This window comes from Nocardioides nanhaiensis (genome assembly GCF_039542785.1).
Lineage (GTDB): Bacteria > Actinomycetota > Actinomycetes > Propionibacteriales > Nocardioidaceae > Nocardioides > Nocardioides nanhaiensis.
The window spans coordinates 223,986-248,443 of the sequence record NZ_BAABIM010000003.1 but is presented as its reverse complement, the minus strand read 5'-3'; the positions used below and the strand labels follow the sequence as shown (position 1 = coordinate 248,443).

26 protein-coding genes are annotated in these 24,458 nt (G+C 73.0%); 7 read left to right on the top strand and 19 right to left on the bottom strand.

Annotated features, from left to right (window positions below):
* The first annotated feature begins 32 nt into the window (after window positions 1–32).
* From ABD948_RS15245 to ABD948_RS15230, 4 genes are read left to right on the top strand one after another with little or no spacing between them, the layout of a single operon-like run.
* The gene (locus tag ABD948_RS15245; protein ID WP_345267322.1) at window positions 33–1,568 is read left to right on the top strand and encodes a FadD3 family acyl-CoA ligase; all 1,536 of its coding nucleotides are present in this window, start codon (window positions 33–35) and stop codon (window positions 1,566–1,568) included.
* Window positions 1,568–2,731, top strand: a complete 1,164-nt coding sequence (locus tag ABD948_RS15240; protein ID WP_345267320.1) for an acyl-CoA dehydrogenase family protein — start codon at window positions 1,568–1,570, stop codon at window positions 2,729–2,731. Before ABD948_RS15245 ends, ABD948_RS15240 begins: the two co-directional genes overlap by 1 nt.
* A complete protein-coding gene (locus ABD948_RS15235; protein ID WP_345267318.1) occupies window positions 2,728–3,633 on the top strand; it encodes an acyl-CoA dehydrogenase family protein in 906 nt (301 codons plus the stop codon). The genes ABD948_RS15240 and ABD948_RS15235 overlap by 4 nt, the downstream gene beginning before the upstream one ends.
* Window positions 3,633–4,634 carry an acyl-CoA dehydrogenase family protein gene (locus ABD948_RS15230; protein WP_345267316.1) on the top strand — a complete coding sequence of 334 codons (1,002 nt, stop codon included), beginning with the start codon at window positions 3,633–3,635 and terminating at the stop codon, window positions 4,632–4,634. The genes ABD948_RS15235 and ABD948_RS15230 overlap by 1 nt, the downstream gene beginning before the upstream one ends.
* A gap of 3 nt (window positions 4,635–4,637) precedes the next feature.
* Here the strand turns inward: ABD948_RS15230 and ABD948_RS15225 are convergent, their stop codons facing one another.
* The 9 genes from ABD948_RS15225 to ABD948_RS15185 form a co-directional block, all read right to left on the bottom strand.
* The gene (locus ABD948_RS15225; RefSeq protein ID WP_345267314.1) at window positions 4,638–4,931 is read right to left on the bottom strand and encodes a hypothetical protein; all 294 of its coding nucleotides are present in this window, start codon (window positions 4,929–4,931) and stop codon (window positions 4,638–4,640) included.
* Between the two features lie 34 nt (window positions 4,932–4,965).
* Window positions 4,966–5,616: a 3-hydroxy-9,10-secoandrosta-1,3,5(10)-triene-9,17-dione monooxygenase reductase subunit gene (gene hsaB, locus ABD948_RS15220; RefSeq protein ID WP_345267312.1), complete on the bottom strand. Its 651-nt coding sequence runs from the start codon at window positions 5,614–5,616 to the stop codon at window positions 4,966–4,968.
* Window positions 5,617–5,633: 17 nt separating this feature from the next.
* Window positions 5,634–6,533, bottom strand: a complete 900-nt coding sequence (gene hsaC / locus ABD948_RS15215; RefSeq protein WP_345267309.1) for an iron-dependent extradiol dioxygenase HsaC — start codon at window positions 6,531–6,533, stop codon at window positions 5,634–5,636.
* Window positions 6,530–7,435 (bottom strand): 4,5:9,10-diseco-3-hydroxy-5,9,17-trioxoandrosta-1(10),2-diene-4-oate hydrolase, encoded by a 906-nt coding sequence (gene hsaD / locus ABD948_RS15210; RefSeq protein ID WP_345267307.1) that lies wholly within the window; start codon window positions 7,433–7,435, stop codon window positions 6,530–6,532. Before hsaD ends, hsaC begins: the two co-directional genes overlap by 4 nt.
* The gene (hsaA, locus tag ABD948_RS15205; RefSeq protein WP_345267305.1) at window positions 7,435–8,601 is read right to left on the bottom strand and encodes a 3-hydroxy-9,10-secoandrosta-1,3,5(10)-triene-9,17-dione monooxygenase oxygenase subunit; all 1,167 of its coding nucleotides are present in this window, start codon (window positions 8,599–8,601) and stop codon (window positions 7,435–7,437) included. Before hsaA ends, hsaD begins: the two co-directional genes overlap by 1 nt.
* Before the next feature lie 117 nt (window positions 8,602–8,718).
* Window positions 8,719–9,336 carry a DinB family protein gene (locus ABD948_RS15200; RefSeq protein WP_345267303.1) on the bottom strand — a complete coding sequence of 206 codons (618 nt, stop codon included), beginning with the start codon at window positions 9,334–9,336 and terminating at the stop codon, window positions 8,719–8,721.
* Between the two features lie 29 nt (window positions 9,337–9,365).
* Window positions 9,366–10,487 (bottom strand): 4-hydroxy-2-oxovalerate aldolase, encoded by a 1,122-nt coding sequence (gene dmpG / locus ABD948_RS15195; protein ID WP_345267301.1) that lies wholly within the window; start codon window positions 10,485–10,487, stop codon window positions 9,366–9,368.
* 1 nt (window position 10,488) lies between these two features.
* Window positions 10,489–11,391, bottom strand: a complete 903-nt coding sequence (locus ABD948_RS15190) for an acetaldehyde dehydrogenase (acetylating) (RefSeq protein WP_345267299.1) — start codon at window positions 11,389–11,391, stop codon at window positions 10,489–10,491.
* On the bottom strand, window positions 11,388–12,200 hold the full coding sequence (locus ABD948_RS15185; RefSeq protein WP_345267297.1) for a 2-keto-4-pentenoate hydratase: 813 nt from the start codon (window positions 12,198–12,200) through the stop codon (window positions 11,388–11,390). Before ABD948_RS15185 ends, ABD948_RS15190 begins: the two co-directional genes overlap by 4 nt.
* Before the next feature lie 35 nt (window positions 12,201–12,235).
* Here ABD948_RS15185 and kstD point away from each other — a divergent pair, with 35 nt between their 5' ends.
* Complete coding sequence (gene kstD / locus ABD948_RS15180; protein ID WP_345267295.1) at window positions 12,236–13,963, top strand: 3-oxosteroid 1-dehydrogenase; 1,728 nt, start codon at window positions 12,236–12,238, stop codon at window positions 13,961–13,963.
* Window positions 13,963–14,850, top strand: a complete 888-nt coding sequence (locus ABD948_RS15175) for a MaoC/PaaZ C-terminal domain-containing protein (protein WP_345267294.1) — start codon at window positions 13,963–13,965, stop codon at window positions 14,848–14,850. Before kstD ends, ABD948_RS15175 begins: the two co-directional genes overlap by 1 nt.
* Before the next feature lie 16 nt (window positions 14,851–14,866).
* On the opposite strand, the gene ABD948_RS15170 is transcribed toward ABD948_RS15175, so the two are convergent.
* Window positions 14,867–15,310, bottom strand: a complete 444-nt coding sequence (locus ABD948_RS15170; RefSeq protein ID WP_345267293.1) for a MarR family winged helix-turn-helix transcriptional regulator — start codon at window positions 15,308–15,310, stop codon at window positions 14,867–14,869.
* Between the two features lie 96 nt (window positions 15,311–15,406).
* On the opposite strand from ABD948_RS15170, the gene ABD948_RS15165 reads away from it, so the two are divergent.
* Entirely contained in the window at window positions 15,407–15,847 is a 441-nt protein-coding gene (locus ABD948_RS15165) for an OsmC family protein (protein WP_345267291.1), read from the top strand.
* Between the two features lie 65 nt (window positions 15,848–15,912).
* Here the strand turns inward: ABD948_RS15165 and ABD948_RS15160 are convergent, their stop codons facing one another.
* From ABD948_RS15160 to ABD948_RS15120, 9 genes are read right to left on the bottom strand one after another with little or no spacing between them, the layout of a single operon-like run.
* Window positions 15,913–17,139, bottom strand: a complete 1,227-nt coding sequence (locus tag ABD948_RS15160; protein ID WP_345267290.1) for a DUF480 domain-containing protein — start codon at window positions 17,137–17,139, stop codon at window positions 15,913–15,915.
* A gap of 49 nt (window positions 17,140–17,188) precedes the next feature.
* Window positions 17,189–17,551, bottom strand: coding sequence for a hypothetical protein (locus tag ABD948_RS15155; protein ID WP_345267288.1), 363 nt, complete (start codon window positions 17,549–17,551; stop codon window positions 17,189–17,191).
* A gap of 31 nt (window positions 17,552–17,582) precedes the next feature.
* The gene (locus tag ABD948_RS15150) at window positions 17,583–19,118 is read right to left on the bottom strand and encodes a cryptochrome/photolyase family protein (protein WP_345267286.1); all 1,536 of its coding nucleotides are present in this window, start codon (window positions 19,116–19,118) and stop codon (window positions 17,583–17,585) included.
* Window positions 19,119–19,141: 23 nt separating this feature from the next.
* Window positions 19,142–19,654: an MOSC domain-containing protein gene (locus ABD948_RS15145; RefSeq protein WP_345267284.1), complete on the bottom strand. Its 513-nt coding sequence runs from the start codon at window positions 19,652–19,654 to the stop codon at window positions 19,142–19,144.
* A 22-nt stretch (window positions 19,655–19,676) separates the two neighbouring features.
* Window positions 19,677–20,867 carry a lipid-transfer protein gene (locus ABD948_RS15140; protein WP_345267282.1) on the bottom strand — a complete coding sequence of 397 codons (1,191 nt, stop codon included), beginning with the start codon at window positions 20,865–20,867 and terminating at the stop codon, window positions 19,677–19,679.
* Window positions 20,864–21,268 (bottom strand): MaoC family dehydratase, encoded by a 405-nt coding sequence (locus ABD948_RS15135; RefSeq protein WP_345267280.1) that lies wholly within the window; start codon window positions 21,266–21,268, stop codon window positions 20,864–20,866. The genes ABD948_RS15140 and ABD948_RS15135 overlap by 4 nt, the downstream gene beginning before the upstream one ends.
* Window positions 21,265–21,666 carry a Zn-ribbon domain-containing OB-fold protein gene (locus ABD948_RS15130; protein ID WP_345267278.1) on the bottom strand — a complete coding sequence of 134 codons (402 nt, stop codon included), beginning with the start codon at window positions 21,664–21,666 and terminating at the stop codon, window positions 21,265–21,267. Before ABD948_RS15130 ends, ABD948_RS15135 begins: the two co-directional genes overlap by 4 nt.
* Window positions 21,663–22,208, bottom strand: coding sequence for an FAS1-like dehydratase domain-containing protein (locus ABD948_RS15125; protein ID WP_345267276.1), 546 nt, complete (start codon window positions 22,206–22,208; stop codon window positions 21,663–21,665). The genes ABD948_RS15130 and ABD948_RS15125 overlap by 4 nt, the downstream gene beginning before the upstream one ends.
* Window positions 22,205–24,436 (bottom strand): acyl-CoA dehydrogenase family protein, encoded by a 2,232-nt coding sequence (locus ABD948_RS15120; RefSeq protein WP_345267274.1) that lies wholly within the window; start codon window positions 24,434–24,436, stop codon window positions 22,205–22,207. The genes ABD948_RS15125 and ABD948_RS15120 overlap by 4 nt, the downstream gene beginning before the upstream one ends.
* Window positions 24,437–24,458 lie beyond the last annotated feature (22 nt).

The window sequence follows — 24,458 nt, the reverse complement described above, 5'->3', positions numbered from 1 at the left end:
TGGTTGGTTGGCGCCGCTGTCGAGGAGGTCGGATGCGCAGCACCATCCCCGCGGTCCTGCGGCACGCCGCGCAGACCCATGGCGACCACCCCGCACTGGTCACCGACGACGGCGTGCTCAGCCACCGTGCGCTGCACGCCCGCGTGCAGGAGGTCGCCACCGACCTGGTGCGGCACGGGCTCGCGCCCGGCGAGCACGTCGTGGTGTGGGGCCCCAACAGCGCTCAGTGGGCCGTGGCGGCACTGGCGGTCACCTACGCGGGCGGCGTGCTGGTGCCCGCCAACTCCCGCTACACGGGCCACGAGGTGGCCGACCTGGTGCAGCGCACCCGCGCCGGCGTCGTCTGGCTGGCCGACGGGTTCCTGGGGCGCACCCAGCGTGCTGACCTGCTCGACGCCGGACCGCTGCCCTCGCTGCGCACGCTCGGCGACCTGGCCACGCTCGAGCTGCACTCGCACGGCGACGACGGGGGCGCCGCGCCCCGCACCGACGTCACGCCGGCCGAGGTCGAGGCGCGCGCAGACGCCGTCGGCCCCGACGACGTCGCCGACGTGCTGTTCACCTCCGGCACCACCGGCCGCTCCAAGGGCGCGATGAGCGCCCACCGGCAGAGCCTGGAGGCCGCCCGCACCTGGGCGGAGCTCGGTGGGGTGCGCCAGGACGACCGCTACCTGGTGGTCAACCCGTTCTTCCACTCCTTCGGCTACAAGATCGGCATCCTGGTGGGCCTGCTCACCGGCGCCACGCTCTACCCGGTGGCCACCTTCGACGTCGGCGAGACGCTGTCGCTGATCGAGCGAGAGCGCATCACCCTCTTCCCCGGCGCCCCCACGCTCTACCAGTCGCTGCTCACCGCCCCCGAGCGCGCCGGGCGCGACCTCTCCTCGCTGCGCCTGGCCGTCACCGGGGCCGCGATGGTGCCGGTGGTGCTGATCGAGCGCATGCGCGCTCCCGAGCCCGAGGGACTCGGCATCGACCAGGTGGTCACCGCGTTCGGCATGACCGAGGCCGTCGTCGTCACCATGTGCCGCCAGGGCGACGACGCCGAGACCGTGGCCACCACGTGCGGCCGGGCCGTGCCGGGCATGGAGGTCCGCATCGACGGCGCCGGCACGCCCGGTGAGGAGGGCGAGCTGCTGGTGCGGGGTGGTCAGGTGATGCTCGGCTACCTCGACGACGCCGAGGCCACCGCGGCCGCCGTCGACGTCGAGGGCTGGCTGCACACCGGCGACGTCGGGCGCCTCGACGAGCACGGCAACCTCACCATCACCGACCGCCTCAAGGACATGTACATCTCGGGCGGCTTCAACGTCTACCCCGCCGAGGTGGAGCAGGTGCTGCTGCGCTGCCCGGGCGTCGCCGACGTCGCCGTCGTCGGGGTGCCCGACGAGCGGATGGGTGAGATCGGCCGCGCGTTCGTCGTCGGCACCGCCACGGAGGCCGACGTGCTCGCCTTCGCCCGCGACCACCTGGCCAACTTCAAGGTCCCCCGCCACGTGACCCACCTCGAGACTCTGCCGCGCAACCTGGGCGGCAAGGTGCTCAAGACCGACCTCAGGAGCCTGTAGTGGACCTCGACCTGTCCGAGTCCGAGCTGGCCTTCCAGGCCGAGGCGCGCGCCTGGCTGGAGGCCCACGTGCCGCGCGAGCCGCTGCCCTCGATGGACACCCCCGAGGGCTGGGCGCGGCACCAGGAGTGGGAGGCGCAGCTGGCCGCCGACCGCTGGTCGGTCGTCTCGTGGCCGCGCGATCTCGGCGGCCGCGGGGCCTCTCTCGTGGAGTGGGTGGTCTTCGAGGAGGAGTACTACCGCGCCGGCGCGCCTGGTCGGGTCTCGCAGAACGGCATCTTCCTGCTCGCGCCGCTGCTCTTCGACCACGGCACGCCCGAGCAGCAGCAGCGCTTCCTGCCCGAGATGGGCAGCGGTCAGACCATCTGGGCGCAGTGCTGGAGCGAGCCCGAGGCCGGCTCCGACCTCGCCTCGCTCACCTCCACCGCCACCCGTGACGACGAGCACGGCGGCTGGGTGCTGCGCGGCCAGAAGACGTGGTGCTCGCGCGCCGCCCTGGCCCACTGGGGCTTCGGCCTGTTCCGCTCCGACCCCGAGGCGCAGCGGCACGCCGGTCTCACCTACCTCCTCTTCCCGCTTAACGCCCCCGGCGTCACGGTGCGCCCGATCGCCCAGCTCGACGGCGAGCCCGGATTCGCCGAGGTGTTCTTCGACGAGGTCTTCGTGCCCGACGCCGACGTTCTGGGCGCACCCGGCGACGGGTGGCGCGTCGCGATGTCGACCGCCGGCAACGAGCGCGGACTCTCGCTGCGCTCCCCCGGTCGCTTCTGCGCAGCCGCGGACCGCCTGGTCGACCTCTATCGAGAGCAGTGCTCCCAGCAGCCCGTCACCTCGACGGCGGCGGCCGGCGTCGTCGACGCGTGGATGCGCGCGCAGGCCTACCGGCTCTACACGTGGGGCACGGTCACCCGGCTGCGCGACGGCGGCGAGATGGGTGCCGCGGGCTCGGTCAACAAGGTGTTCTGGAGCGAGCTCGACGTCGCCCTGCACGAGACCGCGCTCGACCTGCTGGGCCCCGAGGGCGAGCTGCCCTCACGCTGGCTCGACGGCTACACGTTCTCGCTCTCGGGCCCCATCTACGCCGGCACCAACGAGATCCAGCGCAACATCGTGGCCGAGCGGATCCTCGGCCTGCCCCGCGAGCCCAAGGGAGCGCAGAAGTGAAGTTCGAGCTCTCCGCGGACCAGCGCGACTTCGCCACCTCGCTCGACCGGCTGCTGGCCGGCGCGGACACCGTCTCCGTGGCCCGCGCCTGGGCCGACGGCGACCACGCTCCCGGCCGTGCCCTGTGGGCGCGACTCACCGAGCAGGGGCTGCTCTCGCTGGCCACCGAGGCCTCGCCGGTCGAGGTGGTCGTGGCGCTCGAGGCGCTCGGCCGCCACGCGGTGCCGGGACCGTGGGTCGAGTCGGCCGCCTACCTGCCGGTCGCGCTGGGTCGCGAGGTGCATGGCATGGCCACCGTGGCGCTGCCGCCCCTGGCGCCGCTCGCGCTGGACGCCGACGCCGCGGACGAGGTGTACCTGGGGTCGGCCCCGGCGCGCGCCGTCGGGGACCCGCGGGTCTCGGTCGACCGCACCCGGCGGCTGTTCGCCGTCGAGCCCGTCGACTCCTCCGCGAGCCCCGAGGTGCTCGTCGACGACGCCGCGCTCGACCTGGCCGTGCTGGCCACGGCGGCGCAGCTGCTCGGTGCCGGCGAGCGGATCCTGGCCGACACCGTGGCGTACGTGACCCAGCGTCGCCAGTTCGGCCGGGCGATCGGCAGCTACCAAGCGCTCAAGCACGCACTCGCCGACGTCCGGATCGCCCTCGACTTCGCCCGGCCACTGGTGTGGGGGGCGGCCCTGGAGCCCACACGCCGCGACACGGCGGCCGCTAAGGTGGCCACCGCCGACGCCGCCTACCTGGCCGCCCGCACCGGTCTCCAGCTGCACGGCGCCATCGGCTACACCGCGGAGTTCGACCTGAGCCTCTGGCTCACGAAGGTGCGGGCTCTCGTGGGCGCCTGGGGCACACCCGCGCACCACCGCGCGGTGGTGCTCGACGCGCTGGTCGGGGCGGGTGCCTGATGGACGTCACCCGCAGCGAGGAGCAGCAGGAGCTCGCCTCGATCGTCGCCTCCCTGCTCACCCGGCAGGCCGACAGCGGCGCCGTCCGCGCTGCGATGACCTCCGCCACCGGCTACGACGAGCAGCTGTGGCGCACCCTGGTGGAGCAGATCGGGGCCGCGGCGCTGAACGTCCCCGAGGAGCACGACGGCGCCGGGTACGGGCTCGTGGAGTCGCTCGTGGTGCTGGAGGAGCTGGGCCGCTCGCTCGCCCCCTCGCCGCTGCTGTCGAGCATCGTCGTCACCGAGGCGTTGCTGGCCGCCACCGGTGCCGCCGCCGAGGACGCCAGGGCCCGGCTGCTGCCGCGGATCGCCGCCGGCGAGATCGCTGCTCTCGTGCTCGACCCCGAAGCCGTGCTCGACGGCGTCGAGGCCACCGTGCTGCTCGCCGTCGTCGACGACGCTCTGGTGGAGGTCGACCCCACCTCGGTGCGTCGCACCTGGGCGCCCTCGATGGACCAGACGCTGCGGTTCGCCCGGGTCGATCTTGCGGACGCCGTCACCACACCGATCGGCCAGGACGCCGGGCCCGCGCTGGCCCGGGCCCGGCAGGTGGGTGCCGTCGCCGTCACCGCGCTGCAGGTGGGCCTGGGGGCCCGAGCTCTGGACATGACGGTGTTCTACACGCGCGACCGTGTGCAGTTCGGCCGCCCCATCGGCTCCTTCCAGGCCCTCAAGCACCGGATGGCCGAGATGCTGGTGCTGCTCGAGATGAGCCGCTCCGCCTCCTGGACGGCCGCCTACGCCGTGGCCACCCGCACCCCGGACGCCGAGCGTCTCACCCACGTCGCGAAGAGCTACTGCTCCGAGGCGCTCGCCCGGATCGCCGCCGAGACCGTGCAGCTGCACGGCGGCATCGCGATCACCTGGGAGCACGACGCCCACCTGGTGTTCAAGCGCTCCCACGCCCTGGGCCAGCTCTTCGGCAGCGCCGTCGAGCACCGGCGCCTCGTCGAGCTCTGAGTTTCAGCCCTCCACGCGCCCGACGCGAGCGCGGGTGGCCGTCAACCCCAGCGTCCAGCACGAGATGCACCCGCGCCAGCTCAGCACCGAGCCGACCAGCAGCAGCAGGAACAGCGGCGAGGCCACGGCGGCGAGCACGACGGCCGCCACCGCGAGCACGACGCCGAGGACCCCGCGCACGTAGTGCTCGCGCAGCGACCGGCTGGCGAACAGGTCGCAGACGGGATCAGGAGTGCCCGAGCCGACGGGACCCACCGCCTCCGGCAGACGCGGGGTGTCGACGAGGGAGCCACTCATGGTGCCAGCCTACGAGCCCGGCGGGAGCGCGCCGTCACGACTGCTTGTCGTCGGTGGTCGCGTACTGGCCGCGGTTGAACAGCAGCGGCCGGTCGTCGCGACCCTCGATCAGCTCGAGCACGCGACCGATGACGACGTGGTGGTCGCCGCCCTCGTGCACGGCGTGGATGGAGCAGTCGATGTGCGCCACGGCACCGTCGAGCACCGGGGAGCCGGACTGCTCGGCGGGACGCCAGTCGACGCCGGCGAACTTGTCGACGCCACGGCTGGCCATCCGGTTGGACAGGTCGGCCTGGTCGGCGGCGAGGATGTTGATGCAGAAGCGGCCCGAGCGCTGGATCATCGGCCAGGCGCGCGAGGTGCGCGCGGGCACGAACAGCACCAGCGGCGGGTCGAGCGAGACGCTGGAGAAGGACTGGCAGGTCATGCCGACGGGCTCGCCGCTGCTCATCGCGGTGACGACGGTGACGCCCGAGGCGAAGCGGCCCAGCACGTCGCGGAAGCGGCGCGCGGCCGCGACGGCCTCGGGGTCGTCGCCGTGGATGGCACTGCCCTCGCCGGGGCGCCACTCGACGTCGAAGTCGGCGTCGCCCAGCCAGGACTCGATCAGGGCCGGGCTCGGCCACGTCTCACGGGCGTCCGGACTGATCCCCTCCGGGATCTCTGGGTTGGCTCCCGAGGTCATGGTGCTCACGGTAGAGGTCAGGCCCCGCCGCCGAAGTCGTGCCCCCAGTACGAGACGGCGGTGGACTCGCGGGCGACCCAGCGTGCGTCCTCGACCGTCAGGCCGTCGGTGCCGAACTCGACGTCGAAGCCGCCGGGCGACTTGACGTAGAAGGAGACCATCTCGTCGTTCATGTGCCGCCCGAGCGTGGCCGACAGCGGGGCGCCGTGCTTGCGCACCCGCTCGAGGGCACGTCCCACGTGGTCGAGGGTGTCGACCTCGAGCATGATGTGCACGCACTTGGCGGGGTTGGGCATCGGCAGGAACGCCAGCGAGTGGTGGCGGGGGTTGACGCCGAGGAACCGCAGCCAGACCTTGGAGCCCGGCTCCTTGCCGACGAACTCGCCGGGCATGCTCATCGAGTCGCGCAGCCGGAAGCCGAGCACGTCGCGGTAGAACCGCAGCGCCTCGACGTCGTCGAGCACGGGGACGACGATGTGGCCCATCCCCTGGTCGCCGGTCACGAAGGTGGCGCCGTACGGCGGGACGACCGGGCGGGCCTCGTAGGTGATGCCGTGGAAGAGCTCGAAGACGTTGTCCCACGGGTCGCGGAAGCGCAGCATCTCCTGCACGCGGCGCTCGGCGAGCTCCTCGGGGGTGCCCTCCTCCACGTCGACGCCGGCCTTCTGCAGGTGCTCGCGCGCCTCCTGCAGCGCAGCGTGGTCGGCGAGCTCCCAGCCGGTGGCGGAGAGCTCGTCGCGGTCGGAGGGGAACACCACGAGTCGTGCCGAGACCTCGTCGATGCGCCAGTACTGGTGATCGGGGTTCGGGCCGCGACCCTCGGCCAGGCCCAGCACCTTGCCGGCGAAGGTGCCCCACGCCGACAGGTCGGTGGAGGCCACGCGCACGTAGCCCATGCTGCGGATGTCGATGGTCACTCGCGGCTCCTCTCCGTGCGCTCCCGGTGACGGCCCAGGAAGTCCGTGGCCACCGCGCGGAACTCCTCGGCCGCCTCGATCTGTGCCCAGTGCCCACAGTTCGGGAAGACGTGCAGCGAGGCCTTCGGTATCAGCTTGAGCGCCACCATCGCGCCGTCGAGCGGGTTGACCCGGTCCTCGCGTCCCCACGTCAGCAGGGTGTGCTTGCGCAGGCGGTGCGCCTCGCGCCAGAGCATGCCGTCCTCCGCGGTCTCGGGGTTCCAGAACGACATGCCCATGGAGCGCATCGCCTCCTGCGCTCCCGGAGCGGTGGCGTCGGCGAAGCGCTCCTCGACCAGCTCGTCGGTGACCAGAGACTGGTCGTGGACCATGCAGGAGATGAAGGCGCGCAGCGCCTCGCGTGACGGGGCGGCTCCGAAGTCCATCAGGCGCTTGACGCCCTCGGTGGGGTCGGCGTGGAAGAGGTTGAGCGAGAGCCCGCCGGGGCCCATCATCACCAGGCGACCCACGCGGTCGGGGTGCTCCAGCGCCAGTCGCATGGCCGTGCCGCCGCCGAGGCTGTTGCCCAGCAGGTGCACGTGCTCGATGCCGAGCTCGTCGAGCAGCGCCACCACGTGACCGGCCGCGTGCCGGTAGTAGTTGCCCACCACCTCGGGCTTGTCGGAGGTGCCGAACCCCGGCTGGTCGACCAGCAGCGTGCGGAACGTGGTGGCGAAGCCGGGCAGCGCGCGGCCGAAGTTCGACCACGCCGAGGCACCGGGACCGCCCCCGTGCAGCATCACCAGCGGCAGCCCACCACCCACCTCGGTGGGCTGGCCGGCCTCGTAGTAGCCGAGCGTGATGCTCCCGGCCTTCGCCGAGCGGTGCGTCGACTCCTTGGTGAGGGTCGTGGAGGAGCCCATCAGTACATGCCGGGGTCGACCTTGTGGCCGAACTCGTGGGCGCCGAACATCTGCAGGGCGCGCTCGGGGTCGTTGGCGGCGTGGACACGCCCGGCGTGGGCGTCGCGCCAGGCACGCTGCAGGTAGGTGCCGGTGGTGAGCGCCCGCCCGCCGGAGGCCTCGAACAGCGCGTCGATGGCCTCGATGGCCCGCTCGCTGCCGATCACCTGGTCGCGGCGCACCTTCAGGCGGGTGCGCAGCGGGATCGGCTCGCCCTTGGCGACGTAGGCCTGCTCCTCGCGGATGTTGTTGACCAGCAAGGCCCAGGCGGCGTCGATCTCGGAGGAGGCGCGGGCGATCCGCACCATGGCGAACGGGTCCTTGGAGGCCTTCTCGCCGAGGTAGGCCGCGCGGCTGCGCGCCTGCTGCATCTCGACGTGCTCGGCGTAGGCGCCCATCGCCATGCCGATGATCGGCGTGGTGATGGTGCCGGTGAAGATCGAGTGGAACGGCAGCTTGTAGAGGTCGTTGGTGTTCTGCTCCTGGCCGGGGCCCTTGCACTGGCCAGTCTCGCCCATGCTGAGCGTGAACGCCTCCGGCACGAACACGTCCTCGACGACGATGTCGTTGCTGCCGGTGCCGGCCAGCCCGACCATGTGCCAGACGTCGTTGATGGTGTAGTCGCTGCGCGGCACCATGAAGGTCTTGAAGTCGACGACCTGCCCCTCGGCGTTGAACACGAGCCCGCCCAGCAGCACCCAGGAGCAGTGGTCGGAGCCCGAGGAGAAGCTCCACTTGCCGGAGAGGATGTAGCCGCCCTCGGTGACCGTGGCCTTGCCGGTGGGCGCGTAGGAGGAGCTGAGCCGGGTGCTCGTGTCCTCGCCCCACACGGCCTGCTGCGCCTCCTCGGCGAAGAGCGCCACCTGCCAGGGGTGCACGCCCACGACGCTGGAGACCCAGCCGGTGGAGCCGCACGCCGAGGCGATGTCGCGCACCGCGGTGTAGAAGGTGATCGGGTCGGCCTCGTGGCCGTCGAAGCGGCGGGGCTGGAGGAGCTTGAAGAAGCCGGTCTCGTCGAGCTCCTTGATGGAGGACTCGGGGACGACGCGCAGCCGCTCGCACTCGTCGGCCCGCTCCCGGAACCCGGGCAGCAGGTCGCGGACTCCGTCTAGAACAGCCTGGGACATCGCTCGTCCTCCTCGTTGGGGTAGCACCACCGCCATACTAGAACACGTTCTCGTTTTGGACCAGACGGTGGCACGCGACCCTGGTCACGGGGGTGGTGGCGGTGGAGGCGGTCGGCGTCAGGCGTCCTCGACGAGGCCCGGGTGGCCCGCCTCGCGCGCGGCCTGCTCCACCCGGGCGTGGTGGCTGACCCAGTCGTAGTCGGCCGGCAGGTTGTCGACGTCGGCCCGCAGCCCGACGGCGCCGTCGAGCTGCTCGCGCAAGATGTCGGCGTGCCCGAGGTGGCGGGCGGTGTCGACCGCCACGTGCACCAGCACCTGGTGCAGCGTCACCTCGTTGGTCGCCTCCGGCCACCACGGCACCCGGCCACGGGCGTCGAGGCCCCGCTCGTCGAGACCGAGGGCGTCGAAGGTCTCGGCCGCGTGCGCCCAGGCCCGCTTGTAGAGCCCCACGACGTCGGAGCGGGTCTCCTCGGGAGTGACCCACATGTCGGCGTTGTCGTCGCCACCCGGTTCGTCCACCGGGTTCGTCACCCCCGTCGGTCGCCCGAACGTGTCGCCGAAGTAGCCGAGCTCCACGTGCGCCAGGTGCTTGACCAGGCCGAGCAGGTTGGTGCCGGTTCCGGTGAGGGGGCGTCGCTGGTCGTAGTCGCTCGCACCCTCGAGCTTCCAGAGCAGCGCGTCGCGGAGGTTCTGCAGGTAGCGGACCAGGGTCTCCCCCGGGGTCGTGACCGTCATGGCGTCAGCCTCGCACGTCCCCTGCGTCGTCAGCCGTCGGCAGCGGCCTTGTCGGCCTCGGCGCGCAGCATCAGGGCGATGTCGATCAGCTGGTCCTCCTGGCCGCCGATCAGCTTGCGGCGCCCCGCCTCGAGCAGGATCTTCGCCCCCGGGACGTCGTAGCGCTCCGCGGCGTTGCCGGCGTGCTTGAGGAAGGAGGAGTACACCCCGGCGTAGCCCATCATCAGCGTCATCCGGTCCAGTCGGCACTCCTCGGGCATCGCGGGCCTGATGACGTCCTCGGAGGCGTCGACCACCTGCAGGAAGTCGACGCCGGTGCGCCAGCCCAGCTTGTCGCAGACGCCGATGAACGCCTCGAGGGGCGTGTTGCCGGCCCCGGCGCCGAAGCGGCGTACCGAGCCGTCGATCTGGGTGGCACCGGCGCGTGCAGCGATCACCGTGTTCGCCACGCCCAGCCCCAGGTTCTCGTGGCCGTGGAAGCCGACGTCGGCCTGGTGCCCGATCTCGGCGACGACGGCGGCCACGCGGTCGGCGGTCTGCTCCATCACCAGCGCCCCGGCCGAGTCGACGACGTAGACGCACTGGCAGCCGGCGTCGACCATGATCCGCGCCTGCGCGGCGAGCACCTCGGGTGGCTGGGTGTGGCTCATCATCAGGAACCCGACCGTCTCCAGGCCGAGCTCCCGCGCGAGGCCGAAGTGCTGGATCGAGACGTCGGCCTCGGTGCAGTGCGTGGCCACCCGGCAGATCTGCCCGCCGTTGTCCTGCGCGGCGCGGATGTCGTCCTTGGTGCCCAGCCCCGGCAGCATCAGGAAGGCGATCTTGGCGCGGGTCGCCGTCTCGGCGGCGATCCGGATCAGCTCCTGCTCGGGGGTGTGGCTGAAGCCGTAGTTGAACGAGGAGCCACCCAGGCCGTCGCCGTGGGTCACCTCGATGACGGGGATCCCCGAGGCGTCCAGCGCACCCACGATGTCGCGCACCTCGGTCGCGGTGAACTGGTGCCGCTTGTGGTGCGACCCGTCGCGCAGGCAGGTGTCGGTGAGCCGCAGGTCCAGCTCACCCCACGGCTCGGTGCCGTGGGTGCCCGACCAGGTGCGGGTCAGCGCGTCGCGCTCGTGCGGGGTGGGCAGTCCCTGGGTGTCGTCGGTCATCTCAGGCCTTCCCGGCGAGCACGGCCCGCGCGATGTTCTCGCCGACGCGCGCCGCGGCGGCCGTCATGATGTCGAGGTTGCCGGAGTAGGGCGGCAGGTAGTCGCCGGCGCCCTCGACCTCGACGAAGATGGAGATCTTGGTCTGCCCGCGGGTGGCCGCCGAGGGCTCGTCGACCTGCGGCTCCTGCAGCAGCCGGTAGCCCGGCACGTACTCCTGCACCGCGCGCTCCATCGCCAGCACCGAGGTCACGATCGCGTCGGTGTCGGCATCCGGCGCCACCGCGCAGAAGATCGTGTCCCGCATGATCATGGGCGGCTCGGCCGGGTTGAGGATGATGATCGCCTTCCCCGTCTCCGCACCCCCGATCTCGGTCACCCCGCGCGTGGTGGTCCGGGTGAACTCGTCGATGTTGGCCCGCGTGCCCGGCCCCGCCGACACGCTCGAGACCGAGGCCACGATCTCGGCGTAGCTCACCGGGGCGACCCGCGAGACGGCGTTGACCATCGGGATCGTGGCCTGACCACCGCAGGTGATCATGTTGACGTTCCACTCCCCCACGTGCGCCTCGCCGTTGACCGGCGGGATCACGGCCGGCCCCACGGCCGCCGGCGTCAGGTCGACCGCCCGGATCCCGGCCTCGCGGTAGCGCGGCGCGTACTCGCGGTGCACGTAGGCCGAGGTCGCCTCGAAGATCAGGTCGGGCAGCTCGTCCTGCTTCAGCAGCCAGTCCACGCCCTCGTGGCTGGCCTCCAGGCCCTGGTCGGCGGCCAGCCGCAGGCCCTCGCTACCGGGGTCGACGCCGATCATCCAGCGCGGTTCGACCACGTCGCTGCGCAGCAGCTTGTAGAGCAGGTCGGTCCCGATGTTGCCGGGGCCGACGATCGCGGCGGTGAGCGTGCTCATGCGGTCTCCTCGAGGTTCTCGAACTCGGTGACCAGCGGGGCGAAGCCGCTGATCCGCGCCTCCACGCGGTCGCCCGGCGCGAAGGGGACGAAGGGGCCCAGGGCCCCGGACAGGATCACGTGACCCGCGCGCAGCGGGTCGCCGAACCGGTGGGCCTGGACGGCGAGCCAGCGCAGCGCCTCGAGCGGGTCGCCGAGGCAGGCGGCGCCGGTGCCCGCGGAGCGCTCCTCGCCGTTGATGCTCAGGCTCATGGTGACCTCACGCGGCTCGACCTCCGCGAGGGGGCGACCGTCGCTGCCGAGCACGAACAGCCCGCTCGAGGCGTTGTCGGCGACGGTGTCGGTGAACCCGATGTCCCACCCGGCGATGCGCGAGTCGACGATCTCCAGGGCCGGCAGCGCCACCTCGACGGCGTCACGCACCGCGGCCAGCGTGATCTCCTCCTCCGTGGCGGGCGCGACGTCGGCCCCGAGCACGAAGGCCACCTCGGCCTCCACCCGCGGCTGCAGCAGCGTCCGCATGCCGACGGGGTGCTGCCCGCTCACGTCCATCTCGTCGAGGAGGTAGCCGAAGTCCGGCTGGTCGACGCCGAGCTGGTCCTGCACCGCCTTGCTGGTGGCGCCGATCTTGCGGCCCACGACGCGGGCGCCGGCCTCCAGCCGGGCGCGGACCAGCCCCTGCTGCACCGCGTACGCGGCGGCGAGGTCGTCGGTGCCGATCAGGTCGCGCACGGGGGCGCACGGCTCACGGGTGCGCAGCGCCGTCGCGAGGCGCTCGACGGCGGCGTCGACGGCGTCGGGTGAGGTCACGGTCGCGATACTAGAACCTGTTACAGTTCTGCGCCATGACGGGTCCTTCCGCGCGCGCCTCCGAGCCGCTGCCCACCGAGGTCGACGTGGTGGTCGTGGGAGCCGGTGCCGCCGGCATGACGGCGGCGCTCGCCGCCGCCGAGCGCGGGCTCGACACCGTGCTCCTGGAGAAGAGCGCCTACTTCGGCGGCTCGACGGCGCGCAGCGGCGGCGGCGTGTGGATCCCCGGCAACTACGCGCTGAAGGCCGCCGGGGAGGACGACCCGCTGGAGAACTCCAAGCTCTACCTGGACTCGATCGTCGGCGAGGTGGTGCCCAAGACGCGCCGCGACACCTACGTCGACCGCGGGGCCGAGGTGCTGGAGCTGCTGCGCGCCCGCACCCCCCTGCGCTTCACCTGGGTGCCCGAGTACGCCGACTACCACCCCGAGCAGCCGGGCGGGCGCCCTCGCGGCCGGACCGTGGAGCCGGTGCCGGTCGACGCACGGTTCCTCGGCGAGGAGCTCGAGCGGCTGCACCCGCCCTACACCAAGGCGCCCGCCAACATGATCGTCACGCAGGCGATGTACCGGAAGGTCAGCCTCGGACTGCGCACCCTCGGCGGCCCCGTCACGCTGCTCCTGGTGGCGCTGCGGCGCATGCTCGCCGGCCTGCGCGGAGCGCGCATGTACGCGATGGGCAACGCCATTGCCGTGTGCCTGAGGCAGGGACTGCGCGACGCCCGCGTGCCCGTGCACTTCGAGTCCGAGCTGCTCGACCTGGTCCTGGAGGACGGCCGGGTCGTCGGCGTCCGCGTGCGGCGCGACGACGGCGAGCACGTGGTGCGGGCCCGGCGCGGGGTGATCCTCGGCAGCGGCGGCTTCGAGCGCAACGCCGAGCTCCGCGAGAAGCACCTGCCGGCCCCCACCTCCGCCGACTGGACCACCGGCTCGCAGTTCAACACCGGCGGCGGCATCGAGGCCGGCGTCGCGGCGGGCGCCGGCACCGACCTCATGGACGACGCCTGGTGGGGCCCGACCATTCCGCTGCCGGGCCGGCCGTGGTTCTGCCTGGCCGAGCGCAACCTGCCAGGCTCGATCATGGTCAACCAGGCAGGCCGTCGCTACATGAACGAGGCGCTGCCCTACGTCGAGGCCGTGCACGCCATGTACGAGGGCGAGGCCACCGGCACCCCGCACGTGCCCAGCTGGATGATCATCGACCAGCGCTACCGCAACCGCTACGTCTTCGCCGGCCTGATGCCCCGCCAGCCCTTCCCCGGGCGCTGGTACAAGAGCGGCGTCATCAGGAAGGCAGCCACGCTGGAGGCGCTCGCCGCCGAGATCGAGGTACCGGCGGCCGCGCTGCGCGAGACCGTCGAGCGCTTCAACGGCTTCTGCGCGGACGGCGTGGACCGCGACTTCCACCGGGGCGAGTCGGCCTACGACCGCTACTACTCCGACCCCACGGTCAAGCCCAACCCCTCGCTGCACGTCATCGACCAGGCGCCCTTCTACGCCGTCAAGATCGTGCCCGGCGACCTCGGCACCAAGGGCGGTCTGGTCACCGACGAGCGGGCGCGGGTGCTGGGTGAGGACGGCGCCCCGATCCCCGGCCTGTACGCGGCCGGCAACGTCTCTGCCGCCGTCATGGGGCACACCTACCCGGGGCCGGGCGGCACGATCGGCCCGGCCATGGTGTTCGGCTACCTCGCGGCCGAGGACATCGCGCTGACGCCGGGCCGGCGGACCACGGCCCGACCCACCGAGCAGGAGATCGCCTGATGCCCATCGACCCCGGCGTCGCCATCGGCGCCGACCTGGGAACCCGCACCTTCTCGTGGACCGAGAGCGACGTCCTGCTCTACCACCTCGGCATCGGTGCCGGCGCGCAGCCGCAGGCGCACCTCGACGAGCCGCGGCTGCGGTGGACCACCGAGCACGACGGCGTGCAGGTGCTGCCCTCGTTCGGCGTGGTCGCCCCCACGTTCCACGAGACCGAGGCGCCCTCGGTGGCCATGCCGGGCGTCGAGATCGACCTCGCCCAGGTCGTCCACGGCTCCCAGGCGGTCACCGTCCACGGCCCCATCCCGAGCTCCGGGTCGGCGACGCAGCGCACGACGCTGACCGACGTCTGGGACAAGGGCCGGGCCGCCGTCATCTGGCAGGACGCGACCGTCACCGCCGACGACGGCACCGAGCTGTGGTCGACGCGCTCGTCGATCTTCGTGCGCGGGGAGGGCGGCTTCGGCGGCGAGCGCGGCAGCACCGAGACCGTCGCCCTCCCCGGGCGCGGTCCGGACGCGGAGCGCACCTACGCCGTCCGGCCCGACCAGGCGCTGCTCTACCGGCTCTGCGGGGACCGCAACCCGCTGCACTCCGACCCCGGCTTCGCCCGGGCGGCCGGCTTCCCCGCACCGATCCTGCACGGACTCTGCTCCTACGGGATCGTGCTGCGCGAGCTCACCGAGGCGCTGCTGGAGAGCGACGCGAGCCGGGTCCGGGGCTTCGCCTCCCGCTTCACCGGCATCGTGATGCCCGGAGAGCGGCTGCGCGTGCGCGGCTGGCGCGAGGACGGCCGCGTGCTCGCCGAGGCGGTCGTCGACTCCGACGACGCAGACCGCGACGGCGCGCCCGTGCTGGGCGACGTCGTCCTCGACCTGGCCGACTGACCCCGGGGCCTCGACGTCAGGCCAGGTTGGCCGACACCCGGCGCAGCAGCCGCTGCAGCTGGGCGACCTCGGCGCCGTCGAGCCCGAGCAGCTCCCCGACGCGGCACTGGATCTCGGTGCGCTGGGCGCCGACGCGGCGCCCGCGGTCGGTGAGCCGGACGACGACGCTGCGTGCGTCCTGCTCGTCGCGCGCGCGGGTCACCAGGGCGGCCGCCTCGAGGCGGCGCAGCAGCGGGGTCAGGGTCGCGTGGTCCAGGCGCAGGGTGCGGGCGACCTCGCTGATCGTGAGGTGCCCGTGCTCGGCCAGCAGCACGACCACCAGGTACTGGGGATAGGTGAGCCCGAGCTCGGAGAGGATCGGCCGGTAGGCGGCGGTGACCGAGCGGGAGGCCGCGTAGAGGTCGAAGCAGACGAGGTCCTCGAGCCCGCCGAGGGCGTCTCGACCCGCGGGACCGGTCATGGCAGAACTTGTGTGGCGCGCACTCATCTTGTACACAAGATATCAGACGGGCGCTCGCCTGTCGCAGATCTTCCACCCGATCGAGAGGACACCCCCATGCCCACGCGCACCGCACGCACCGCCTGGAACGGCTCGCTGCAGGAGGGCTCCGGCCAGGTCGAGCTCTCCAGCTCCAAGGTCGGCACCTACGACGTCTCCTTCCCGAAGCGCTCCGCCGAGGAGGCCGGTGGCGCCACCAGCCCCGAGGAGCTCATCGCCGCGGCCCACTCCTCCTGCTACGCCATGCAGCTCTCGGCCCTGATCGCCGAGGAGGGCGGCACCCCGCAGGCCCTCGACGTGACCGCCGACGTCTCGCTCGGCCCGGACCCCGACGGCGGCTTCCGCCTCACTGGCATCAAGCTCACCGTCCGCGGCGAGGTGGAGGGTCTCGACGAGGCCGGCTTCCAGAAGGCCGCCGAGGGCGCCAAGGCCGGCTGCCCGGTCAGCAAGGCCCTCACCGGTGTCGAGATCACCCTCGACGCCGCCCTGGAGAGCTGAGCCTCTCCCCCACGATCCACCGCCCACGGACGCGCCCGCCCGCCGTCCGTGGGCGGTGCTGTGTCTCAGCCGTGGGTCGGTCGGCGGGCCACCAGGTAGAGACGCTCGGTGGTCTCGCCGCGGGCGGCCACCGGCCCCCGGCGGTACCACTCGACGTCGGCGAGCCCCGCCTGCTCGAGCAGCGGGACGACCCCGGCGGGCTCGTGGAACACGAAGTCCAGGCTCACCGGGTGCTCGAACCACTCGTCGTGGCGCCGGACGCCGGAGCCGGCGTGCAGCGCGACGAGGAGCAGGCCGCCCGGTCGCAGCGGGCGCGCCAGGGACGCCAGCGCCTCGGGCAGCTCCGAGGCGGCCAGGTGGATGAGTGAGTACCAGGCCAGGACGGCGTACCAGCCGTCCGCGTTGGTGGGGCGCATCAGGCGGCGCAGGTCGCCGACCTCGTACTGGCCGTCGGGGTAGCGACGGCGCGCCTCGGCGACCATCCCGGGGCTGAGGTCGATGCCTGTCGCGTCGGCGCCCAGCGTGGCCAGGTAGTCGGTCACGTGGCCCGGGCCGCAGCCCACCTCGACCACCGGGCCGCCCTCGAGCGCGACCCGGTCCAGCAGCCACCGCTCGAACGGCAGGTGGTCGAGCTCGTCGGCCAGGGCGGCCGCGTAGTCGGCGGCGATGGCGCCGTAGCCCTCGCGCACCCGGGCGTCACGGCCCTCGGCGCCGTCCGCGGCCAGCACCACCTCGGTGTCGACCGACTCGAGGGCGCTCGCCGTCGTCGCCGCGCTCGGTGCGACGGCGGTCTCGCCGAGCAGGTGCACCCAGCGTGCGTCCTGCTCGCGAGGGCCCCGCGGCAGCTGCTGCACCAGCGGCGCCGAGCGCTGCGCCATCCGCTGCAGGCACGCCTCGACCTCGTCGCGGTCGGCGAAGGCGTGCAGCCGCTCGGTGCGGCTGCGCAGCGCGCCGGGCGGCTGCGGTCCGCGGAGCAGCAGCACGGTGAGCAGCGCGCGCTCGTCGTCGGCCAGGTCGAGCACCTCGGCCAGCGCCTGGTGGTACTTGAGGGTCCGGCGCCCCGAGTCCGACCACACGATGCGCAGCAGCGAGCGGTCCTTGAGGCCGCGCGCCGTGCTCTCGACCAGCTGCTCGTCGTAGTCCACCACCGGCTCTCGGCTGCTGGACTGGTTGCAGGCGGTGCGCAGCCCGCTCAGCGTCATCGGGTACGAGCCGGGCACGGTGACCTGCTTCTCCAGCAGGCTGCCGAGCACCCGCTGCTCATCGGCACTCAGGACGGGCAGGTCGCTCACGCGGGCAGCGTAGTGCTCGGCCGGTGAGCGAGGTGAGCGCGGTGAGGCGTCACAGGAAGGGCAGCAGGCTCAGCAGCAGCGCGAGCAGGCCCAGCGCGACGACGCCCTCCAGCTCGGGGGCGGTGCGGGCCAGCACGTAGCCGGTGGCGACCGCGAGGCTGCCCGCCATCAGTGGCCCCGCGAACGCGCCCACGAGCGGCGCCACGAGCACCAGCACCGCCGAGAGCAGCACGAAGGCCAGGCCGAGGGCCTGCACGGTCTGCTGCACCGTCGGTCCGATACGCACCTGCGCGGGCGCCGGTGCGGGCGGACGATCCAGGTCGTCGAGCCAGCGGCCGTCGGTGCTGTCCATGCCCTCCATGACCGTCCAACGCGCCAGGCCGCCGACGGTCACGTCCGGCGTCGACGTCACGGATCCCGGTCTGGTCCGCGGCCCGGCACCCTCAGGACGAGCGCTCGCCTGCTGCCCTGCCCTCCAGCCAGGGCGCGGCGCGACGGGTGTGGGCGGCCTTCTTGGCCGGCGCGAGGCCCTCGTAGCCCCGTGCGATCACCTGGGAGCGGGGGTTGCCGGCGAAGACGTCGAGGTGGTCGCGCACGAAGGTCCAGTAGAGCGCGTCCCAGTCCTCGCACCACTCCCCCTTGGGCACGTCGCTCATCCGGCGCAGGTAGGCCGAGCCGGAGACGTAGGGCTTGGTCGTGATGGCCTCGCCGGCGGCGAACTGGCTCATCGCGTAGACGTTGGGCACCATCACCCAGTCGTAGGCGTCGACGAACATCTCCATGAACCACTCGTAGGTGGCCTCGGGGTCGGCGCGCAGCAGGCACAGCGCGTTGCCCAGCACCATCAGCCGCTCGATGTGGTGGGCGTAGCCGCGCTCGAGCACCCGGTCGAGCACCAGGTCGACGGGCGCCAACCCGGTCTCGCCGGTCCACCACCCCTCCCCCAGCGGGCGGGCGTGCTCGAGGCGGTTGCGGCTGCGCAGCCGTCGGCCGTGGTGCACGTAGGTGGCGCGCATGTACTCGCGCCAGCCGATCACCTGGCGCACGAACCCCTCCAGCGAGGCCAGCGGCACCCCGCCGTCGGCGGCCCGGTCGAGCGCGCGGTGCAGCACGGTGGTGGGGCTGATCAGCCCGATGTTGAGGCCGGGGGTGAGCACGGAGTGGAAGACGATCGGGTGCTCGGTGGAGACGGCGTCCTCGTAGGGCCCGAACTGGTCGAACCGCTCGTCGAGGAACTCCTCGTAGCCGGCCTCGGCCTCCTCGTGCGAGGTGGGCCAAGCGAAGGAGTCGGCACGACCGGGGTTGTCGGGGAAGGCGCGGCCCACCCACGCGATGGCCTCCTCGACCGCCTCGTGACGCTCGGGAGGTCCGTCGGTGTGGCCGGCGACGCCGGGCACCTCGTGCCCGCGCGGCAGCTTCTTGCGGTTCTCCTCGTCGAAGGACCACTTGCCGCCCACCGGGCTGCCGTCGTCCTCCACCAGCACGTCGAGCCGGCGCCGCTGCCAGCTGTAGAAGTGCTGCATGCGCGGCTGCTTGCCGCTGGCCAGCTGCTCGGCCAGCTGGGCGCGCGTGGTGAGGAAGTTGGGGGTCACGAGCACGTCGTCGTCCGACATCTCCAGGCCCGCCTCGGCGACCGCCGCCTGCAGGTCCTGCTCCAGCCAGTCGTCGACGACGTCGTACCAGGTGACCCGGGTGGCCCCCAGACGGCCGAGCAGCCGCACCAGCGCGGCGCGGCTGGTGGTGCGGCCGTCGGTCTCGACCACCTCGACGGCGTGACCGGCCTCGCGCAACCGCTCGGCGAAGCGGCGCATCGAGGCGCGGTGCAGCACCAGCTTCTGCACGTGGAAGCGGTACTGGCGGAAGAGCAGGTCGTGCTCGACCAGCACGAACGTGTCGACCCCGTCGCGGCCCGAGCCGGCGTCGAGGTGGTCGGTGAAGAGCTGGTGCGGCAGCACGAGGCGCACGTGGTGGTCGGTCACGCCGGACCGGTACCCGGCGCCACTTAGGGCAGGTGCCGACGTCGGGCCGGGGCCGGCACCCCGATGGCGCCCCGCAGCGGTGCGAGCTCGACATCGTCGGTGCCGAGCTCGACGACGTCGCCGAGCCGCACGGGGCCGCCGGCCAGCACCCGGCACACCGCACCGCCCCGACCGCGGCGCAGCACCCCCTGGGCGCCGTCGCCGATCGTGTCGTCGAGCAGCTTGCACGGCGCCGCGACCCGGACCACCTCCAGCACCACCTGCGACCCGAGGCGGATCAGGCTGCCGGGCGCGGTGGGCACGACGCCGTCGGAGACGGTGACGTTGCGGCGCGTGAGCCCCGCCGGCACCGGCGCGCCGAACAGCTCCGCCGCCTCGGCCAGGGCCTGCGCGCTCTGCACCGTCACCTGGCGGTGCCGGCTGCCGTGGTAGCGGTCACCGACGATGCCGGCCGCGGCCTCCACCTCGACCTCGGTCACCGACCGGGTGGGCAGGCGCCGCCCCGGGGCCACGTGCAGGGCGGCGACCGTCGTCATGCCACCCAGGCTACGAGGCGGCCTACGAGCGCCCCTGCAGCACGAGGCCGCTGGTGGGCACGCCCGTGCCGGCCGTCACCACCACCGGAGCCGAGGTGGCACCCGGCACCTGGTTGACCGAGGTGCCGCGCACCTGGCGCACCGCCTCGGCGATGCCGTTCATGCCGTGGATGTAGGCCTCACCCAGCTGCCCGCCGTGGGTGTTGAGCGGCAGCCGACCGCCCAGCTCGATGGCGCCGTCGCGCACGAAGTCCGGTGCCTCGCCGCGACCGCAGAAGCCCAGCTCCTCCAGCTGCATGAGCACGTAGGGGGTGAAGTGGTCGTACAGCACGGCCATCGGCACCTCGCGCGGGCTCACGCCCGACTGGCGCCACAGCTCGCGACCGACGACTCCCATCTCCGGGATGCCGATGTCCTCGCGGTAGTAGGAGGTCATCACGAACTGGTCGCGACCGCTGCCCTGGGCGGCGGCGGTGACGACGGCCGCTGGCTGGCGCAGGTCGCGTGCCCGCTCCGCGGAGGTGACGACCAGCGCGACGGCGCCGTCGCTCTCCTGGCAGCAGTCGAGCAGGTGGAGGGGGTCGACGATCATCCGCGAGGCCTGGTGGTCCTCGAGCGTGATCGGCCGGCCGTGGAAGAAGGCGTGCGGGTTGGTGGCGGCGTGCCGGCGGTCGGCGACCGCCACCCGGCCGAAGTCCTCGGAGGTGGCGCCGTACTCGTGCATGTAGCGCCGCGCCTGCATGGCCACGGTGGCGGCCGGGGTGCCGAGCCCCATGGGGTAGGAGAAGGCGTTGTCGAGGCCGTTGGTGTTCACCTGGGTGGCGGCCGCCACCGAGACCTGGCCGAAGCGGCTGCCGGAGCGCTCGTTGAAGCCGCGGTAGGCCACCACCACGTCGGCGACGCCGGTGGCGACCGCCATCGCGGCCTGCTGCACCGTGGCGCAGGCGGCGCCCCCGCCGTAGTTGATGCGGCTGAAGAAGCGCAGCTCGGGGATGCCGAGCTCGCGGGCCACCGCGATCTCGGAGGAGGTGTCCATGGTGAAGGTGGTGAGACCGTCGACGTCGGCGGGCGTGAGGCCGCAGTCGGCCAGGGCGTGCCGCACGGCCTCGACGGAGAGCTGCAGCTCGGAGCGGCCGGACTCCTTGGAGAACTCGGTGGCGCCGATGCCGGCGATGGCCGCGGCTCCGGAGAGCGGGCTGCGCGGGCCGGTCACGGCAGCCTCACGCGGACGGTGCCGGTGACGTGGTCGCCCAGCGAGACGGCACCGCGGACGGCGACGGTGGCGACGCCGTCGGACACCTCGGTCACCTCGCCGTTGAACGTCAGGGTGTCGTAGGGGTAGGCAGGGGCACCGAGCCGGATGGCGATGCCGTGCAGGTCGGCGTCGTGGCCGGCCCACTCGGTCACGTAGCGCTCCACCAGCGCCGTGGAGGTGAGGATGTTGACGAAGATGTCCTTGCTCCCGGCGGCCTGCGCGATGTCGCGGTCGTGGTGCACGTCCTGGAAGTCGCGGGTGGCGAGAGCAGTGCTCACCACCAGCGTGGGAGTGATCGGCACCTCCCAGGTCGGGAGCGCTGCGCCGACGGCCGTGGGGTCCGGGGTGGTCGCGGTCATCGGCTCTCGTCCTTCCGCCACACGGGCAGGGTCAGCTCGTCGTCGACGTCGCGGAAGTCGACGCGCAACGGCATGCCGATCGCGATCTCGTCGTCGGCGACGTCGACCACCTCGCCTACCATCCGCACACCCTCCTCCAGATCGACCAGCGCGATCACGATGGGCAGCTCCTTGCCCGGCACCGGCGGGTGGCGGTGCACCACGTAGGAGAAGACCGTGCCGCGCCCCGAGGCCACCACGTGCCCCTGGTCGAGCGCCTCGCAGGAGCGGCAGGCGGGCCCCGGTGGGAAGCGACGCGTTCCGCACGCGTTGCACTGCGGCACGCGCAGCTCGTGGGCCTGCACGCCCGCCCAGAAGTCGGCCGTGTCGCGCCCGACCATGGGCCGGATGACGCTCATGCGGAGGTCTCGCGGCTGCGCGGCACGAACTTGAGCACCCGGAACAGCATCGTGGCCACCACCTCGTCGCCGACGTACCAGGTGTTGCGGCTGGTGACGAAGTAGCCGACGCCCATGCCCGTGGTCTTGGGCCCGACCACCGAGTCCAGCGCGGTGGTGACGCGCACCTGCTCGCCGACCCGCAGGGTGCGGCGGTACTCCTGCTCGCAGTTGGTGCCGAGCACCGCGGTGAACCCCTCGTCGGTCAGCACGCGCATCATCCCGTGCAGCGGGTCGCCGGCGGGCGGTGTGCCGCCGAGGCCGTACATGGTCCACACCTGCGCCATCGAGGGCGGCGCCTCGCCGGCCTTCCAGCGCGGGTTGGTGTTGCCCATCGCCTCGAGCCAGTTGTTGATCGTGGGCTGGTTGACCGGGTCGCGCGCCTCGCGCTCCGCGGTCTCGCCGAGCCCACGGATCCGCTCGGCCTCGGCCATGATCCGCGCGTGGCGCTCGTCCTCGACCACGCCGCCGGCGGGGGCCGCGGCACCGGGTGGCGCCGTCATCGCGGGACCCGCGGCATGCCCAGCCCGAACATCGCGATCAGCTCGCGCTGCACCTCCTGCACGCCACCGCCGAAGGTGAGGACCAGGTTGCGCTTGAACTGGCCGTCTAGGTACTCGAGCAGCTCGGCGGTCTCCGCATCGGCAGGGTCTCCGTGGCGGTGCACGATGCCGGCCAGTTCCGGCCCGATCGACTGGATGCGGTCGGAGGCGAAGACCTTGGAGGAGGAGGCGTCGCCGACGCTGACCTCGCCGTGCTCGCCGGCACGGGCCACCTCCCAGTTGAGCAGCTCGTTGACGCGGAAGGTCGCCGTCACCCGGCCCATCACCTCGCGCACGTCCGGCCGGTCGGCCACCCCGGCCTTGGTGGCCCAGTCGAGCACCTTGTCGCGCAGGCCCTCGATCCGTCCGGCGGGGCCGAGCATGACCCGCTCGTGGTTGAGCTGGGTGGTGATCAGCTTCCAGCCCTGGTTCTCCTCCCCGACCAGCATGTCGACCGGCACCCGCACGTCGTTGAAGTACGTGGCGTTCACGTGGTGACTGCCGTCGGCGGTGATGATCGGCGTCCAGGAGTAGCCGGGGTCGGAGGTGTCGACGATGAGGATCGAGATGCCGCGGTGCTTGGGGGCGTCGGGGTCGGTGCGCACCGCGAGCCAGACGTAGTCGGCCTGGTGGCCGCCGGTGGTCCACAGCTTCTGCCCGTTGACGACGTAGTGGTCGCCGTCGCGGCGCGCGGTGGTGCGCAGCGCGGCCAGGTCGGTGCCGGCGTCGGGCTCGGAGTAGCCGATCGCGAAGTGCACGTCGCCGGCGAGGATGCGCTGCAGGAACAGGTCCTTCTGCTTCTGCGTGCCGTAGCGGATCAGCGTCGGACCGACGGTCTGGAGCGTGACGGCGGGCAGGTGCACGTCGGCCCACTGCGCCTCGTTGGCGAAGATCGTCTGCTCGACCTCACCGAGACCGTGGCCGCCGTACTCGCGCGGCCAGCCGACCCCCATCCAGCCGTCGCGGCCCATCTGCCGGATGACCTGCTGGTAGCCGGCGCCGTGCCGGTCGCGCGAGCCCTCGGGGCCGGGATCACCGTGGCCGGCCTGGCCCGCGAGGCCGGTGAAGTAGGCGCGCAGCTCACCCTTGAGGGCGCGCTGCTCGGCGCTGAGCTCGAGGTTCTTGGCCGTGGGGTCCTCCACCGGCACCTGGTCCGCGGAGGCACCCAGCGTGCGGACGGCGTCGGTGAGCAGCGCCGAGTAGGTGGGCAGCGGGTAGGTGAGGTCGACACCCATGCCACCGTGCAGGTGGTGGCAGGTGCGCACCGCCGGTGGCGCCTCGGCGGCCGCCCAGTAGGCGGCCACCCGCAGGTCGTCGTCGGCCGGGAGCCCGCGGGCGACGCGCCACACGGCGTTGCCGGCCACCAGGTCGAGGGTGCGCGAGGCGATGTAGACGTCGGCCGCCTGCAGCGCGACCGCCTGGAACTCGGCGAGCGTGCGCCCGAACTGCGTGCGGCCCTTGACGTAGTCGGCGGTGAGGTCCCGGGCACCTGCCACCAGGCCCGCGACGACGACGGCGAGCCCCGCCGCCGCGTGCTCCACCAGCACCGCGTGGGCGCCGGGCACCAGCGGCTCGGCCGGGGCGCCCTCCAGCACCACGGTGTGCTCGGCGCCGCCGCGGGTGCCCGCCGAGGTGGGACTCGCCAGCAGGGTCACCCCCGGGCCGGCAGGGTCGACCAGCACGACCTGGGGCTCGCCGGCCTCGTCGAGCGCGGTGACCAGGAGGCGGTCGGCGCCGTCGGCACGGCTGACGCCGACCTTGCGGCCCGTGACCGCGCCTCCCGTGATCGTCGCGGTCGGCGCCTCCAGCAACCCCACGCCCGGCTCGCGCAGCGCAGCCGTCAGCTGCACCTCGCCGCGGGCGACCCCCGGCAGCCACGCCGCCTGCTGCTCGGGCGTGCCGGCCCGGGCCAGCGTCAGCGCCCCGCAGCACAGCGTCTCCCACAGCGGGAGCGCGAGGCCTCGCCGGGCTGCCTCGCGCAGCAGCACCGCGGCGCCGTCGAGGCCCAACCCCTCGCCGCCGTGGTCGGCGGGCACCGGCAGGGCCAGCAGTCCGTCCGCGGCGAGCGCAGCCCAAGCGTCGTCGTCGGGGTGCGCGGCCGCGCGGGCCAGGGCGTCGGAGGCCGCCGCACGGGCGGCCTCGAGCGTCTCGTCGTCCGGCACGTCGTGGGTGTTCAGCAGGGCGTCCACGCGGCAAACTGTAACGTGTTCT

Coding starts and splice junctions, on each gene's coding strand:
- hsaB (WP_345267312.1), bottom strand. CDS start 5,616: ATGACCTCGGGAGCCAACCCAGAGATCCCGGAGGGGATCAGTCCGGAC.
- ABD948_RS15200 (WP_345267303.1), bottom strand. CDS start 9,336: ATGACGGTCACGACCCCGGGGGAGACCCTGGTCCGCTACCTGCAGAAC.
- hsaD (WP_345267307.1), bottom strand. CDS start 7,435: ATGGGCTCCTCCACGACCCTCACCAAGGAGTCGACGCACCGCTCGGCG.
- ABD948_RS15145 (WP_345267284.1), bottom strand. CDS start 19,654: ATGACGACGGTCGCCGCCCTGCACGTGGCCCCGGGGCGGCGCCTGCCC.
- dmpG (WP_345267301.1), bottom strand. CDS start 10,487: ATGACCGACGACACCCAGGGACTGCCCACCCCGCACGAGCGCGACGCG.
- ABD948_RS15190 (WP_345267299.1), bottom strand. CDS start 11,391: ATGAGCACGCTCACCGCCGCGATCGTCGGCCCCGGCAACATCGGGACC.
- ABD948_RS15130 (WP_345267278.1), bottom strand. CDS start 21,666: ATGAGCGTCATCCGGCCCATGGTCGGGCGCGACACGGCCGACTTCTGG.
- kstD (WP_345267295.1), top strand. CDS start 12,236: ATGACGGGTCCTTCCGCGCGCGCCTCCGAGCCGCTGCCCACCGAGGTC.
- ABD948_RS15125 (WP_345267276.1), bottom strand. CDS start 22,208: ATGACGGCGCCACCCGGTGCCGCGGCCCCCGCCGGCGGCGTGGTCGAG.
- ABD948_RS15170 (WP_345267293.1), bottom strand. CDS start 15,310: ATGACCGGTCCCGCGGGTCGAGACGCCCTCGGCGGGCTCGAGGACCTC.
- ABD948_RS15165 (WP_345267291.1), top strand. CDS start 15,407: ATGCCCACGCGCACCGCACGCACCGCCTGGAACGGCTCGCTGCAGGAG.
- ABD948_RS15135 (WP_345267280.1), bottom strand. CDS start 21,268: ATGACCGCGACCACCCCGGACCCCACGGCCGTCGGCGCAGCGCTCCCG.
- ABD948_RS15225 (WP_345267314.1), bottom strand. CDS start 4,931: ATGAGTGGCTCCCTCGTCGACACCCCGCGTCTGCCGGAGGCGGTGGGT.
- ABD948_RS15175 (WP_345267294.1), top strand. CDS start 13,963: ATGCCCATCGACCCCGGCGTCGCCATCGGCGCCGACCTGGGAACCCGC.
- hsaA (WP_345267305.1), bottom strand. CDS start 8,601: ATGTCCCAGGCTGTTCTAGACGGAGTCCGCGACCTGCTGCCCGGGTTC.
- ABD948_RS15230 (WP_345267316.1), top strand. CDS start 3,633: ATGGACGTCACCCGCAGCGAGGAGCAGCAGGAGCTCGCCTCGATCGTC.
- ABD948_RS15245 (WP_345267322.1), top strand. CDS start 33: ATGCGCAGCACCATCCCCGCGGTCCTGCGGCACGCCGCGCAGACCCAT.